The organism is Enterococcus moraviensis ATCC BAA-383, assembly GCF_000407445.1.
GTDB lineage: Bacteria > Bacillota > Bacilli > Lactobacillales > Enterococcaceae > Enterococcus_L > Enterococcus_L moraviensis.
The window spans coordinates 15,135-30,425 of sequence record NZ_ASWB01000004.1; the positions used below are offsets into that span (position 1 = coordinate 15,135).

Consider the following 15,291-nt stretch of genomic DNA (forward strand, 5'->3'; position numbering starts at 1 on the left):
CGATATGTCATTGAAAGTATTTTTGCAAGTTGTGGAAATTCAGACAAAATTAGCAAGTCTATTTCCTTTTGCAGTCGGGGTGTTATTTTCTATTGCCTATTTTCATGAATTTCAAATAGGTTATACGATACTGTTTTTCATTGGGATGGTCGTTTTTGATATGGCAACAACAGCAATCAACAATTATATGGACTTTAAAAAAGCAAAGTCTGAAGTATATAAATATGAAGAGAATATTATCGGAACTTCGGGTATTTCGCCAGTTCTTGTACGTAATATGATTTTTGGAATGATCGCTTTTTCAGCAGTAATAGGGTTCTTTTTAACCCTCAAAACGGGTTGGTTATTTTTGGTGATGGGCGGTGTATGCTGTTTTATCGGTATATTTTATACGTTTGGACCAATTCCATTATCTCGTATGCCTTTAGGGGAAGTATTCAGTGGATTCACTATGGGGCTAGGGATTTTTGCGATGACGATCTATTTGAATGTCCAAGAGAATCGTCCGTTTTATTTGTTGCTTGATTGGGGTCGTGGAACATTTGCGTTGGATGGGAATTTATGGGCGTTGTTTGCCATTGTTTGGGCATCTTTACCAATGGTGTTTACGATCGCGAATATTATGTTGGCGAATAATTTGAGGGATTTAGATACGGATATTGAGAATCATCGTTATACATTGGTTTACTACATTGGTCGGAAACAAGGCGTAGTATTATTTCAAGTATTAATGTTAGCCTGTTATGCAGGGATACTGATTGGATTGCCGTTTGGTATCTATCATTGGCCGATTTTAACTGTATTTTTATCCTTGCCAGTTGTTTGGAAAAATCTCCAATCATTTAAAAAAGAATTGCCACATCCAAAAAGCTTTGGCTATTCAATAAAAAATCTAATGGCTTTTAATGGTAGCTATTTGTTGGGCCTATTACTAACGATTGTTTTAGAAAAAATATAAATAAAAAAGAAGGAAGCAGTAACCAACAACGACTCTGCTTTCTTCTTTTTTTCGATCTATTTTTAACAACCCTTTTTTAAACTACTCTTTATTTTTTTTTACTTTTTATAAACAGAAATAATATAGCTAGTAAAATAATAGCGATACCGCCAATTGAAAAGTAAACATTTTTCTTTTCCCCGGTATTTGGAAATAGTCCTTTTTTCTTTTCTTCTTTTGTTTCGGAAGTCACTTTTGTCTGTTCAACTGGTTTAGAAGAATCCGTCGTTACTGCTGTAGCGAAAGCTTTATCAGTCAATGTGTAGACAGGTGAATAAGCTCCTGATAGAAAAGAGTAAGCAGCAAAGCTGAAATTATCTTTGTAAGGAAGAGTAAAATAACCTTCTTCATCCGTTGTACTATACGCAGTAGGAGACACTAATGGAAATAAATCCTTTATGGAATTAATAGCTTGTCCCTCAGTACCGTAAATATAAATACCGTTTGGCGTACTATCATCAATAGCGATTATTCGACCTTTGACTTCTTTTTTATCAGTATCATAAGAAATAAATTGGATGTCATAGCTTGGTGTAGCTTTGGCGACTAAATAGCCCATGCCCATAGTCATTTTTTCCTTTGTAGAATCGTCTGTGAAGCTGACCTTGACCTTATTGTAACCTAATTGCTCTGTTGGCGCTTCTTCTAAAAGTTGTAAGTCTTTAAAGGTATCACCTTGGGCAGAAAAATTATTCTGAAGCATTTCTGCAGTCACTTGTTCTCCTTGTAAAACAACCAGTGTTGAAGTCTTAAAGCTATTGTATTCTGCTTCTGACATACTAGTCATGTCTGTAGAAGTGGCTTCTGAAATTTGAGAAAAACTACTATCCACAGTTTTCGTATAAACATCCTCTGTGTTTTGAGTTGAGTCTACTGTGGAAGAACTTTCGACTGTTGGGCTTTCAGATGTTGCGTTGATTTCTTCGGCAAAACTAGTGCTTGGTAGAGTAAAAAGTAAAGTAACCAAACAAAAAACAATTTTTTTCATAACTATTCCCCTTTTTGTAATATTCGTATTGTTCGCAATATAAATGTAACATAATTGAAATGTATATGAAACTATTGTAAGGAATTAGCTATTTTTCTTAAGGAATTCTTAATAAATTTGATTAGATCGTTGGAGTGATCGCGCTTAAACTAATTTCTCCAGAAGAAAGTACTTTTTCTGATTGATCGTTCAATTGGACAATTAGTTCTCCGTGATGGTTAATTGCTGTAGCGATCCCTTCATAGTCAATCCCTGCTTGTGTAAAGGAGACTGTTTTGCCGATAACGAATGACTTTTTCCGATATTCGTCTAAAAAGCCTTGTTCAGGCAACTGATCTAAAATAGTGTAAAATTGAGTCCAAATGGCTCCAATTAGCTCGTTACGAGTAATAGTAGGCTTTTTTTCAGGGAATAAAGATGTCGCTTTTTTTTGTAGGTCTTCTGGGAACTCGTTTTGCTTCAATGAAAAATTGATTCCCATACCAATAATGACATTTGAAATTTGTCCTGATTCAACATCGCTCATGGCTTCTGATAAAATACCACAAACTTTTTTACCATTGATATAGATATCGTTGACCCATTTTATTTCGGTGTTTGTATGGGCCAGATCATCCATGGCACGAGCAATCGCTACTGCCATGATCACAGTGTATTGAGCCATCTCCTCAAAAATTTGATTGGGTCTTAACAGCATGCTCATATAGATACCGCTACCCGCTTTTGAAAAGAACGGACGACCAAATCGGCCTTTGGGCGCTTCTTGAATATCTGCTACAATCAAGGTATTATCAGGTTCGCCGTTAATTGCTGCGAGTTTAGCATCTTTCATAGTGGATTCAGAAGAATTTAACACGGTAATCGAAAGCTTAGGTGTTGTAGAACCGAGTGCTAATTTGATTCCTTCCACAGATAAGACATCTGATTTATCATAGCTGTAGCCTTTATTTCGGCTACTTGAAATAGTGTGACCTTCTTTTTTTAATTCATTGATTGCTTTCCAGATGGCAGTTCGAGATAAAGAAAGTTGTTGTGCCATTTCTTCTCCTGAAATAAATTCTGGTGCTTGTTTCATTAATAAGGTTAACACCTGGCTTTTAGTAGACATAATCTTCGCTCCTTTATAGTAATTTCATTGTATCTGATGGTAGGAAGGTGGGTCAACCATCATCCGCCTGAAAGAGGAGGAGAAAATCCATCTAAGGATGTATGCTTTTTATTGAAATGCTTGCTATACTTGAATGGTAGTAAGACGAAGAGTAATCGTAATGATTGAAAGAAACGGAGTGGGGAACTATGGAGAAGCAACAATATGTTTGCGATAAGTGTGGGAATATGCATTATGTTTCAGATCAGTTTCAAGCAACAGGTGGAAACTTTGCTAAGATATTTGATGTGCAAAATAAAAAATTCATCACAGTCAGTTGTACGAGATGTGGATTTACTGAATTATATCGTGGACAAACATCAGATGGTTGGAATGTTTTAGACTTTTTGATGGGTGGTTAATGACAATAGAATCAACTAAAAACAGGAATCAGTCCTCAATAAGTAGACTGATTCCTGTTTTTTTTAGACTAGTAATAGTTGATCATCTTTTAATTCAGCACCACTATTTTTGTGGAACATTTCCATTAGTTCGTTAACCGTTAAATCTTTTTTCTGTTCCTCAGGTACATCAACAACAACTTGACCTTGATGCAGCATGATCAGACGGTTCCCATATCGGATGGCATCTTCCATATCATGAGTAACCATGAAAGCCGTCAAGTTTTGTTCTTGAATCAGTTTCTCAGTCAATTCCATAACGGTTATTGATGTCTTAGGGTCAAGTGCTGCAGTATGTTCATCTAATAAAATGAGTTCAGGACGAATCAATGTTGCCATCAATAATGTAATGGCTTGACGTTGTCCGCCAGATAGCAAACCAATCTCAGTTCCTAGACGATTTTCAAGACCTAAGTTCAAGCTTGCTAACTGTTCTTTAAAGAACTGACGGTCATTTTTACGAACACCATTACCTAGTCCACGTTTTTTTCCACGTTTCATCGCAAGGGCCATATTTTCTTCAACAGTCAAACGGACCGCAGTCCCCATTTTGGGGTCTTGAAACACACGACTAATTTGTTTTGAACGGGCAACAACACGTTGTTTCGTAATGTCTTTGCCATTCAACATTATTTGCCCTTCTTCTATTGGTAAAGTTCCAGCGATACTGTTTAACAAGGTTGATTTACCAGCACCGTTTCCGCCTATTATCGTAATAAATTCGCCTGGCTTGATCGTTAAGTCAATCCCTTTTAATACATGGTTTTCATTAACGGTTCCCCGTTCGAAATATTGATGTAAGTTTTTGATTGTTAATACAGGTTCCATTAGTTTGCTCCTCCTTTACGTTTTCCGATTTTTGAAAAACCTAATTTTTTTTGAATCAGTGGTGAAGATAAGCAAATAACAAGAATAATTGCAGAGAATAATTTTAAATCTGCCGGATCAACGCGTAGTTCTAAAACGCAAGCAAGGATAAAACGATATAAAATGGCTCCAATCACAATTGTAATCAAACGCAATCCAAGTGATTTATTTTTAAAGAGTACTTCAGCAATGATAATCGATGCAAGTCCGATAACAATCGTTCCAATACCAGAATTCAAATCAGCAAAATTATTATTTTGGACAAGTAAAGCACCGGCTAATGCAATACAGCCGTTTGAAAGCATGTAACCAATGATTTTCATATTATCTGTTTTGATACCGTTGGCTTCACTCATGTCGATGTTGTCACCAGTTGCACGAGTGGCCAAGCCAATTTCAGTTTTGAAAAATAAAACAAGTAGAAAAATCACTATGAGTACGATGATTGAGCCAACCAATATTGCGCTGTTTACTTTAGTGAGACCTAATGATTGCGCATGGGAGAAAATTGAATCCGTACCAATTAAAGAAATGTTTGGAGCGCCCATGATTCTTGAGTTGATACTGTAGAGCCCCGTCATCGTAATGATTCCAGCCAACAACGCAGGGATTTTTAATTTAGTGTGTAAAAGACCAGAGACAAGTCCTGCCAACATGCCTGCACTAAAAGCAAAAAGTAAGGCGAAAATCGGCGCTATCATATAATGAATATCGAATAAGGACTGGATCGGTGCCGGCCATGTCGTGGGATCTTTTGCTAAAATAACGGCAGCTACAGCGCCACCTAAAGGGAAACTCCCTTCAGTAGTTAAATCTGCAATATCCAAAATCCGGTACGTTAGGAAGACTCCAATTGCTAATAAAGACCAAAGGAGACCTTGAGAGGTTGAAGAGAGTAGTATGTCTAACAATAAAATCAGCTTCTTTCAATAATTTTTATGTAAAGAATGAGGAAAAAGGCGAGTCGTTTTGAAATGCCCGTTTCTTTTTCCTCAACATTTGATCAAATATTAAGGTGCTTTGATGGTATCTGGATCGATATCCAAGGCTTTTGCCATATCTTTATTTACGAAAAGTTCTAAGTCTTTTGCTTTTTCAACAGGCATTTCTTCAGGTTTTGCTTCACCTTTTAAAATCTTAGCCGCCATAACACCTGTTTGTTTGCCTAGTGATTTGTAGTCGATTCCGACCGTTGCTAAGCCACCTTCTTCAACTTGGTCGATTGAACCTGCGATGACAGGGATTTTATGTTCTTTAGCCACTTCGCCTATCACGGCAGATGCTGAAGCAAATGTATTGTCGGTTGGAATATAAATAGCATCCACATCTTTTGCTAAACTTGTCGTGACTTGTTGTACGTCATTTGTTGAATTCGCCGTTAAAACTTTCGCTTTGATTCCAGCATCTTTTAGTGCCTTTTCTGCCATATCTGCTTGGATTTTAGAGTTTGCTTCGCCAGCATTATACATAATGCCTACAGTTTTAGCGTCAGGGACAATGCTCAATAATAAAGCAATTTGTTTGTCAATCGGCACAATATCCGTTGTTCCTGTGACGTTTCCACCGGGTTTTTCATCAGATTTCACTAATTTTGCGCCAACTAAGTCCGTAACTGCTGTGACTAGAATAGGAGTCTCTGTCGTTTCGTTTAATAACGATTGTGCAGCTGGGGTTGCAATTCCTAATAGTAAATCAGGTTTATCTTTGACCAGTTTTTCGCTCATACTTTTTAATTGAGCTTGGTCATTTTGAGCATTGCTGTATTCGATCGTTAAGTTATCGCCATCTTTAAATCCATTTTCAGCTAAACCTTCTTTGAACCCTTCAAAAGCTGCATCTAATGAGCCATGTTCAACAGGCTGTAAAACGCCAATCTTTTTAGTGTCACTAGTTGTTCCGCCATCTGCTTTTTTGCCATTTCCGCATGCGCCAAGAGTTAAAAGAGCTACTACTGATAAAATACTTAGTCCTAAAAGTTTCTTTTTCATGTTAATTCCTCCAATTATAGTTGATAAAACAAAAAATCCATTCAGACAATATGCCTAAATGGATTGATAAAAGTCGTTAGTAAACACTTCTTTATTCGCCACTTAGGATTGTCTACGTGGCCGTTTGTTCAGTACAAAGCGCTCTAGCCATCATAGATACAAAAACAGGTTTTTGCTGTTTGTACCCACGATTGCATGAATACAAAACTATCTAAAGTAGCTAAAGTAAGCTTTATTCAGTTGTGCGTTGATTGAGTGTGTCATAAAAATCCCTCCGCAAATTGAATTGTATTTAGTATATAGGAAAAGAGTATCTGCTGTCAACAGATTATTTTAAATTTTCAGAACATTCGTATAATATTATTTTGTTAAAAAGAATAGTATATAGAAAAGAAATTTGTGAATTTTTTTAAGTTAATGCTAATAAATTTGAAAAAAGAGGATATCTTTGTGAATTTTTTTAGGTTCATGCTAAGATTTAATCGTATAAATAAATAGCAAATAACTAGGAGGATGTATATGATTTCGAAAAAATTAATTACATTAGGCACGTTAGCGGCAACAGTATTGGTATTAGGCGCATGTAATGGCGATAAAAAAGATTCTAAGGACAGTTCTTCAGATAGCAAAACGGAAACATCAATGAGCTCAAGCGTTGATGCAGTAAGTGGTGCTTCAATCAGTGATAAACCAGAAGTAATCGAAAAAGCATTGAGCAAAGATGGAAACTGGATCGTTGCGGCAACAGCAGATCTTACTTTCGATAAGGACGTAACGGTTGCTGGTGAGTTTCATGATAAAGGGGAATCTTCAGGCGATATTTATAGAAAATTAGCATTGTATGCGCAAGATTCAGATAAAAAAGTTACAGCGGAATACACTGTAACCGTTCCTCAATTGATTGTTGAAACAGAAAACTTCAATATTGTTAATGGAACAATCAAAGGGGATATTTTAGTTAAAGCGAACGGCTTTGTTTTAAATGGAACAAAGGTTGAAGGAAACGTTACTTTTGAAAAAGAAGAATATAAAACTTCTGCAACGCTAGATAAAGAAGGCGCTGAAATTACTGGCGAAACAACCGTTCAATAAAAGATTTTAAGAGCGTAAGATATAACTTGAAACGTTATATCTTACGCTCTTTTTTTTATCGAAACTAGACTATTTTAAAGTCGTAAAAAACCTTGACTTTTACTATAGAAGGAAGTACAATGTATAGATGCAAAAACTATCTGAAAAATGACAAAGCAGGAGCGAAATATTGTCCGTTCCGGTTTTTAATAGGGAAACAAAAGTAGAGACGCACGAGAATTTTTCAAGAGCACATTCTATTTTTGGTTTTTTTTTGCCTAAAAACTGCAAAAAATGCTCAATATTACAGATATTTAATATTTGTAATATTAACGAAATATTTTTTGGCTAGTGTTTTGATAGACATTTAATTAGAGGAGTGAAGAGCTTGGCTGGACACGTAGTAAAATACGGAAAACACCGCGAACGTAGAAGTTTCGCCCGGATCAGTGAAGTGTTGGAATTACCCAACTTGATCGAAATTCAAACAGACTCTTACCAATGGTTTTTAGATGAAGGACTAAGAGAAATGTTTGAGGACATTTTACCGATCGATGATTTTCAAGGAAACTTATCTTTGGAATTTGTGGATTATGAATTAAAAGAACCTAAGTATACGGTAGAAGAAGCGCGCGCACATGACGCAAACTATTCTGCACCGTTACACGTTACTCTACGATTGACGAACCGTGAATCTGGAGAAATCAAATCACAAGAAGTATTCTTCGGTGATTTCCCTCTAATGACTGAAATGGGAACATTTATCATCAATGGTGCAGAGCGTGTTATCGTTTCTCAATTAGTGCGTTCACCTGGTGTTTATTTCCATGGCAAAGTAGATAAAAATGGTAAAGAAGGCTTTGGTTCAACAGTGATCCCTAACCGTGGTGCATGGTTAGAAATGGAAACTGATGCGAAAGACATCTCTTACGTACGTATTGACCGTACACGTAAAATTCCTTTGACTGTATTAGTTCGTGCTTTAGGTTTTGGCTCTGACGATACAATTTTTGAAATTTTTGGTGAGACATTAAGCTTACGTAACACGATCGAAAAAGATTTACACAAAAATGCGAGCGATTCTCGTACTGAAGAAGGCTTGAAAGATATTTATGAGCGTCTTCGACCTGGTGAGCCGAAAACGGCTGACAGCTCTCGTAACTTGTTAAACGCTCGTTTCTTCGATCCAAAACGCTATGATTTAGCGAACGTTGGTCGTTATAAAGTCAACAAAAAATTAGATTTAAAAACGCGTTTATTGAACCTAACTCTAGGTGAAACATTAATCGATGCTGAAACTGGCGAAATCATCTTTGAAAAAGGGACAGTAATGACGCACCAAGTAATGGAAACATTAGGTGAACATATCGACAACGGCTTAAACAGCGTAACGTATTACCCAAGTGAAGATGGTGTGGTTACGGAACCAATGACAGTTCAAGTAATCAAAGTTCTTTCTCCCAAAGATCCAGAACGCATTGTGAACGTAATCGGTAATGGCTACCCTGATACAAGTGTGAAAACTGTTCGTCCAGCAGATATCGTAGCTTCAATGAGTTATTTCTTTAACTTACAAGAAGACATCGGTAACGTAGATGATATCGATCACTTAGGTAACCGTCGTATTCGTTCAGTTGGTGAATTACTACAAAACCAATTCCGTATTGGTTTAGCTCGTATGGAACGTGTGGTTCGTGAAAGAATGTCGATTCAAGACACTGAAACATTGACTCCACAACAATTGATCAACATTCGTCCAGTTGTTGCAAGTATCAAAGAATTCTTTGGTTCTTCTCAATTATCACAATTCATGGACCAAACAAATCCTCTAGGTGAGTTGACACACAAACGTCGTCTATCTGCCTTAGGACCTGGTGGTTTGACTCGTGACCGTGCTGGCTATGAAGTTCGAGACGTTCACTATTCCCACTATGGCCGTATGTGTCCGATCGAAACGCCTGAGGGACCAAATATCGGGTTGATCAATAGCTTGTCAAGTTATGCTAAAGTCAATAAGTTTGGTTTTATCGAAACACCGTATCGTCGTGTTGATCGTGCAACAGGAAAAGTAACCGATCAAGTGGATTACTTAACTGCTGACACAGAGGATCACTATATCGTAGCGCAAGCGAACTCACGCTTAAATGAAGACGGAACATTTGCTGAAGATTTAGTAATGGCTCGTCTGCAAAGTGAAAACCTTGAAGTAACGATCGATAGAGTCGATTACATGGACGTTTCACCTAAACAAGTAGTTGCTGTTGCGACGGCATGTATTCCTTTCTTGGAAAACGATGACTCCAACCGTGCCTTGATGGGTGCCAACATGCAACGTCAAGCTGTGCCATTGATTCAACCTCGTTCACCACTTGTGGGAACTGGTATGGAATACAAATCAGCACATGACTCGGGTGCCGCTTTACTTTGTAAACATGATGGTGTCGTTGAATATGTGGATGCATCAGAAGTACGCGTTCGCCGTGACAATGGCGCATTAGATAAATATATGGTCACAAAATTCCGTCGTTCAAATTCAGGTACAAGTTACAACCAACGTCCAATCGTTCTTTTAGGCGAAAAAGTTGAAAAAGGCGATACATTAGCAGATGGACCTTCTATGGAAGAAGGCGAAATGGCTTTAGGACAAAACGTTCTTGTTGGATTTATGACATGGGAAGGTTATAACTACGAGGATGCGATCATCATGAGCCGTCGTTTGGTGAAAGATGATGTCTACACTTCTATCCATATTGAAGAATATGAATCAGAAGCTCGTGATACAAAATTAGGCCCTGAAGAAATCACTCGCGAAATTCCAAACGTCGGGGAAGATGCTTTGAAAGATCTTGACGAAATGGGTATCATCCGTATTGGTGCTGAAGTCAAAGATGGCGATTTATTAGTAGGGAAAGTAACGCCTAAAGGGGTTACTGAATTATCTGCTGAAGAACGTTTACTACATGCAATCTTTGGTGAAAAAGCTCGTGAAGTTCGTGATACGTCTCTACGTGTGCCTCATGGCGGCGGCGGGATTGTTCATGACGTGAAAATCTTTACCCGTGAAGCTGGAGATGAATTGTCTCCTGGCGTAAACATGTTAGTTCGTGTGTATATCGTTCAAAAACGTAAAATCCATGAAGGAGATAAAATGGCCGGTCGTCACGGTAATAAAGGGGTTGTATCCCGTATTATGCCGGAAGAAGATATGCCGTTTCTACCAGATGGAACACCAATCGATATCATGTTGAACCCATTAGGGGTACCATCACGTATGAATATTGGACAAGTACTAGAATTGCATTTAGGTATGGCTGCTCGTCAGTTAGGTATCCATATTGCAACACCAGTATTCGATGGTGCGAATGATGATGATGTATGGGAAACAGTTCGTGAAGCTGGTATGGCTAGTGATGCGAAAACAGTTCTTTACGACGGACGTACAGGTGAACCATTTGATAACCGTATCTCTGTTGGTGTGATGTACATGATCAAATTGGCCCACATGGTCGATGATAAATTACATGCCCGTTCTATTGGACCATACTCACTTGTTACCCAACAACCACTTGGAGGTAAAGCTCAATTTGGTGGACAACGTTTTGGGGAAATGGAAGTATGGGCACTGGAAGCATACGGTGCAGCTTACACATTACAAGAAATTTTAACGTACAAATCTGATGACGTTGTTGGTCGTGTGAAAACATACGAAGCCATCGTCAAAGGTGAACCAATTCCAAAACCAGGCGTTCCAGAATCATTCCGCGTATTGGTGAAAGAATTACAATCCCTTGGTTTAGATATGCGCGTATTGGACATTGAAGAACAAGAAATCGAATTACGTGATATGGATGACGATGATGATGACTTGATCACAGTTGATGCCCTAACAAAATTTGCCGAACAACAATCAGCGAAACAATTAGAAAAAGAAGCAGCTGAAGCAAAAGAAGCTGCGGATGCAGTTCTTGAACAAGAAATTCAAACTGCTGAAGATACAAAAGACTAATTGTTTAGAGTCTTATTAAAATTGTCAAGTTAGTTTAGTGTCAATGCTCTTTTTAAAAAGAGCATTGGTACAGATGGTGGAAGAAAATGAGTAAAAAATACTGTGTTTTCTTCTCACCCTAACTTTTCCTATCAAGAAATGGAGGGAATCCCTTTTGATCGATGTAAATAAATTCGAAAGTATGCAAATAGGTTTAGCTTCTCCAGAAAAGATCAGAAGCTGGTCTTACGGTGAAGTAAAGAAACCCGAAACGATTAATTACCGTACGCTAAAACCTGAACGTGAAGGTTTGTTCTGTGAACGTATTTTCGGTCCAACTAAAGACTGGGAATGTGCGTGTGGAAAATATAAACGTATTCGTTATAAAGGTATCGTTTGTGATCGTTGTGGTGTAGAAGTAACTCGTTCTAAAGTTCGTCGTGAACGTATGGGACACATTGAGTTAGCAGCACCTGTTTCACATATCTGGTATTTCAAAGGTATTCCATCTCGTATGGGGCTTGTTTTAGATATGAGTCCTCGTGCTTTGGAAGAGATCATTTACTTTGCATCTTATGTAGTAATTGATGCCGGAGATACTTCTTTAGAGAAAAAACAATTATTAACAGAACGCGAATATCGCGATAAACGTGATCAATATGGTCAAGGCTTTACTGCTGCCATGGGTGCGGAAGCTGTTAAACAATTGTTAGACAACGTTGATTTAGATGGCGAAGTCACTCAATTAAAAGAAGAATTAAAATCAGCACAAGGTCAAAAAAGAACACGTGCTATTCGCCGTTTAGATATTTTAGAAGCATTCCGTGCTTCTGGAAACTTGCCAAGTTGGATGGTTATGGATGTTATTCCAGTAATCCCGCCAGATTTACGTCCGATGGTTCAATTAGAAGGTGGACGTTTTGCAACAAGTGATTTAAATGACTTATACCGTCGTGTAATCAACCGTAACAATCGTTTGAAACGTTTATTAGATTTAAACGCGCCAAATATCATTGTTCAAAATGAAAAACGTATGCTACAAGAAGCTGTTGATGCGTTGATCGATAATGGTCGTCGTGGCCGTCCTGTTACAGGACCAGGTAACCGTCCATTGAAATCTCTTTCTCATATGTTAAAAGGGAAACAAGGTCGTTTCCGTCAAAACTTACTGGGTAAACGTGTGGATTACTCTGGTCGTTCAGTTATCGTCGTAGGACCTAACTTGAAAATGTACCAATGTGGTTTGCCAAAAGAAATGGCAATCGAATTATTCAAACCATTCGTGATGCGTGAATTAGTGCAACGCGAAATCGCAACAAACATCAAAAACGCAAAACGTAAAATCGAACGCGGAGAAGATGAAGTTTGGGATATCTTAGAAGAAGTTATTCAAGAGCATCCAGTATTGCTTAACCGAGCACCTACACTACACAGACTTGGTATCCAAGCCTTTGAACCAGTGTTAGTTGAAGGGCGTGCAATTCGTCTTCACCCATTAGTATGTGAAGCCTACAATGCCGATTTCGATGGAGACCAAATGGCCGTTCACGTTCCATTGAACGAAGAAGCACAAGCAGAAGCACGTATGTTGATGTTAGCTGCTCAAAACATTTTGAATCCAAAAGATGGTAAACCAGTTGTAACACCGTCTCAAGATATGGTCTTGGGTAACTATTACCTAACAATGGAAGAAGACGGACGTGAAGGGGAAGGCATGATCTTCCGCGACATGAATGAAGCTGTGTTAGCATGGCGTAATGGATACGTGCATTTACACTCACGTATCGGTGTTCAAACAACTTTACTTGGCGACAAACCGTTTACGGATTGGCAAAAAGAGCGTATTTTGATCACAACTGTAGGTAAGATCATCTTTAATGAAATCATGCCTGTAGAATTCCCTTACTTGAATGAACCAACAGACTACAACTTAACGGTACAAACACCTGACAAGTATTTTGTAGAAGCTGGTACAGATATTCCTGCACATATTCAAGCGCAAGAATTAGTATTGCCATTCAAGAAGAAAAACTTAGGAAATATCATCGCTGAAGTCTTCAAGAGATTCCATATCACTGAAACTTCTAAGATGCTTGATAGAATGAAAGACTTAGGGTATAAACATTCGACTCATGCTGGTATGACTGTTGGTATCGCCGACATCATGGTATTGCATGAGAAACAAGAAATCATCGATGATGCCCATAAACAAGTCGAAAATATCACGAAACAATTCCGTCGTGGTCTGATTACAGATGACGAACGTTATGAACGTGTTATTGCAGTTTGGAATAAAGCTAAAGATGAAATTCAACAAAAACTGATTGAAAGTATGGATGCTAAAAATCCAATCTTCATGATGTCAGATTCTGGAGCCCGTGGTAACATCTCCAACTTTACTCAGCTTGCTGGTATGCGTGGACTGATGGCCGCTCCAAACGGACGTATCATGGAACTGCCGATCATCTCAAACTTCCGTGAAGGACTTTCTGTCTTAGAAATGTTTATCTCTACCCATGGAGCTCGTAAAGGGATGACCGATACAGCCTTGAAAACAGCCGATTCAGGTTACTTGACTCGTCGTTTAGTTGACGTAGCACAAGATGTTATTATTCGTGAAGACGATTGTGGAACTGACCGCGGTCTAGTAATCCAATCAATTCGTGAAGGAAATGAAATCATTGAACCTTTAGAAGAACGTTTACTTGGACGTTATACTCGTAAAGCTGTCATGCACCCTGAAACAGGCAAAATGATTATCGGTGAAGATCAACTGATTTCAGAAGATCTAGCAAGAGAAATTATTGAAGCTGGTGTTGAAACAGTAACGATCCGTTCCGTATTTACATGTAATACCAAACATGGTGTATGTAAACACTGTTATGGCCGTAACTTAGCAACTGGTTCAGGTGTTGAAGTTGGGGAAGCAGTTGGTACAATTGCCGCTCAATCAATCGGAGAACCTGGTACTCAATTAACAATGCGTACGTTCCATACAGGTGGGGTTGCCGGAGATGATATTACTCAAGGTCTTCCTCGTGTCCAAGAAATTTTTGAAGCACGTAATCCGAAAGGACAAGCAGTTATCACAGAAGTTACCGGTGAAGTAATCGATATTTCTGAAGATCCTGCAACACGCCAAAAAGAAGTGACAATCAAAGGAAAAACAGATACTCGTACGTATACTGTTCCTTATACAGCACGTATGAAAGTTGCTGAAGGTGATACGATCCATCGTGGTGAACCATTGACAGAAGGTTCAATCGATCCTAAACAACTATTACAAGTTCGCGATGTATTATCTGTTGAAAATTACCTATTGCGTGAAGTACAACGTGTTTACCGTATGCAAGGGGTAGAAATCGGCGATAAACATATCGAGGTAATGGTTCGTCAAATGCTTCGTAAAGTTCGTGTCATGGATCCAGGTGACACTGAAATCTTACCAGGTACATTACTTGATATTGCTGAATTTAAAGATCGTAACTACGACACATTGGTAGCTGGTGGCGTTCCTGCAACAAGCCGTCCAGTCTTACTAGGAATCACAAAAGCATCATTAGAAACAAACAGTTTCTTATCTGCTGCGTCATTCCAAGAAACAACTCGTGTGTTAACAGATGCTGCGATTCGTGGTAAAAAAGACCCATTACTTGGTTTGAAAGAAAATGTTATCATTGGTAAGATCATCCCAGCTGGTACTGGTATGGCTCGTTACCGTAACATGGAACCAAAAGAAGTTGGCGTAGCGAGCGAAAATGTCTACAGTATCTCTGATATTGAAGCACAAATGGCTGCTGAAGATGCTTTGAATGAGTTGAATAAGTAATAGCGAATAAAAAAGGCT

The 15,291-nt window shown here is 38.3% G+C and carries 10 protein-coding genes; 5 read left to right on the forward strand and 5 right to left on the reverse strand.

Annotated elements, in window-relative coordinates:
• The first annotated feature begins 4 nt into the window (after positions 1-4).
• On the forward strand, positions 5-958 hold the full coding sequence (menA, locus tag I586_RS13615; protein WP_010763451.1) for a 1,4-dihydroxy-2-naphthoate polyprenyltransferase: 954 nt from the start codon (positions 5-7) through the stop codon (positions 956-958).
• 88 nt (positions 959-1,046) lie between these two features.
• Here the strand turns inward: menA and I586_RS16990 are convergent, their stop codons facing one another.
• Positions 1,047-1,985: an LPXTG cell wall anchor domain-containing protein gene (locus tag I586_RS16990; protein WP_010763452.1), complete on the reverse strand. Its 939-nt coding sequence runs from the start codon at positions 1,983-1,985 to the stop codon at positions 1,047-1,049.
• Between the two features lie 121 nt (positions 1,986-2,106).
• The gene (locus tag I586_RS13625) at positions 2,107-3,093 is read right to left on the reverse strand and encodes a biotin--[acetyl-CoA-carboxylase] ligase (protein WP_010763453.1); all 987 of its coding nucleotides are present in this window, start codon (positions 3,091-3,093) and stop codon (positions 2,107-2,109) included.
• Positions 3,094-3,281: 188 nt separating this feature from the next.
• On the opposite strand from I586_RS13625, the gene I586_RS13630 reads away from it, so the two are divergent.
• Positions 3,282-3,494, forward strand: a complete 213-nt coding sequence (locus I586_RS13630) for a zinc ribbon domain-containing protein (RefSeq protein WP_010763454.1) — start codon at positions 3,282-3,284, stop codon at positions 3,492-3,494.
• A gap of 63 nt (positions 3,495-3,557) precedes the next feature.
• On the opposite strand, the gene I586_RS13635 is transcribed toward I586_RS13630, so the two are convergent.
• From I586_RS13635 to I586_RS13645, 3 genes are all read right to left on the reverse strand, one after another.
• Entirely contained in the window at positions 3,558-4,361 is an 804-nt protein-coding gene (locus I586_RS13635; protein WP_010763455.1) for an ABC transporter ATP-binding protein, read from the reverse strand.
• The gene (locus tag I586_RS13640; protein WP_010763456.1) at positions 4,361-5,311 is read right to left on the reverse strand and encodes an ABC transporter permease; all 951 of its coding nucleotides are present in this window, start codon (positions 5,309-5,311) and stop codon (positions 4,361-4,363) included. The genes I586_RS13635 and I586_RS13640 overlap by 1 nt, the downstream gene beginning before the upstream one ends.
• Positions 5,312-5,410: 99 nt before the next feature.
• The gene (locus I586_RS13645) at positions 5,411-6,388 is read right to left on the reverse strand and encodes an ABC transporter substrate-binding protein (protein WP_010763457.1); all 978 of its coding nucleotides are present in this window, start codon (positions 6,386-6,388) and stop codon (positions 5,411-5,413) included.
• A 519-nt stretch (positions 6,389-6,907) separates the two neighbouring features.
• Here I586_RS13645 and I586_RS13650 point away from each other — a divergent pair.
• From I586_RS13650 to rpoC, 3 genes are all read left to right on the forward strand, one after another.
• Positions 6,908-7,480: a hypothetical protein gene (locus I586_RS13650; protein WP_010763458.1), complete on the forward strand. Its 573-nt coding sequence runs from the start codon at positions 6,908-6,910 to the stop codon at positions 7,478-7,480.
• 367 nt (positions 7,481-7,847) lie between these two features.
• Positions 7,848-11,465 (forward strand): DNA-directed RNA polymerase subunit beta, encoded by a 3,618-nt coding sequence (gene rpoB / locus I586_RS13655; RefSeq protein WP_010763459.1) that lies wholly within the window; start codon positions 7,848-7,850, stop codon positions 11,463-11,465.
• Positions 11,466-11,619: 154 nt separating this feature from the next.
• Positions 11,620-15,273, forward strand: coding sequence for a DNA-directed RNA polymerase subunit beta' (gene rpoC, locus I586_RS13660; RefSeq protein ID WP_010763460.1), 3,654 nt, complete (start codon positions 11,620-11,622; stop codon positions 15,271-15,273).
• The last annotated feature ends 18 nt before the right edge of the window (positions 15,274-15,291 follow it).

Bases quoted from the DNA above. Each gene is read 5' to 3' on its own strand.
- menA (WP_010763451.1), top strand. From the start codon at position 5: ATGTCATTGAAAGTATTTTTGCAAGTTGTGGAAATTCAGACAAAATTA.
- I586_RS16990 (WP_010763452.1), bottom strand. From the start codon at position 1,985: ATGAAAAAAATTGTTTTTTGTTTGGTTACTTTACTTTTTACTCTACCA.
- I586_RS13650 (WP_010763458.1), top strand. From the start codon at position 6,908: ATGATTTCGAAAAAATTAATTACATTAGGCACGTTAGCGGCAACAGTA.
- I586_RS13625 (WP_010763453.1), bottom strand. From the start codon at position 3,093: ATGTCTACTAAAAGCCAGGTGTTAACCTTATTAATGAAACAAGCACCA.
- I586_RS13630 (WP_010763454.1), top strand. From the start codon at position 3,282: ATGGAGAAGCAACAATATGTTTGCGATAAGTGTGGGAATATGCATTAT.
- I586_RS13645 (WP_010763457.1), bottom strand. From the start codon at position 6,388: ATGAAAAAGAAACTTTTAGGACTAAGTATTTTATCAGTAGTAGCTCTT.
- I586_RS13635 (WP_010763455.1), bottom strand. From the start codon at position 4,361: ATGGAACCTGTATTAACAATCAAAAACTTACATCAATATTTCGAACGG.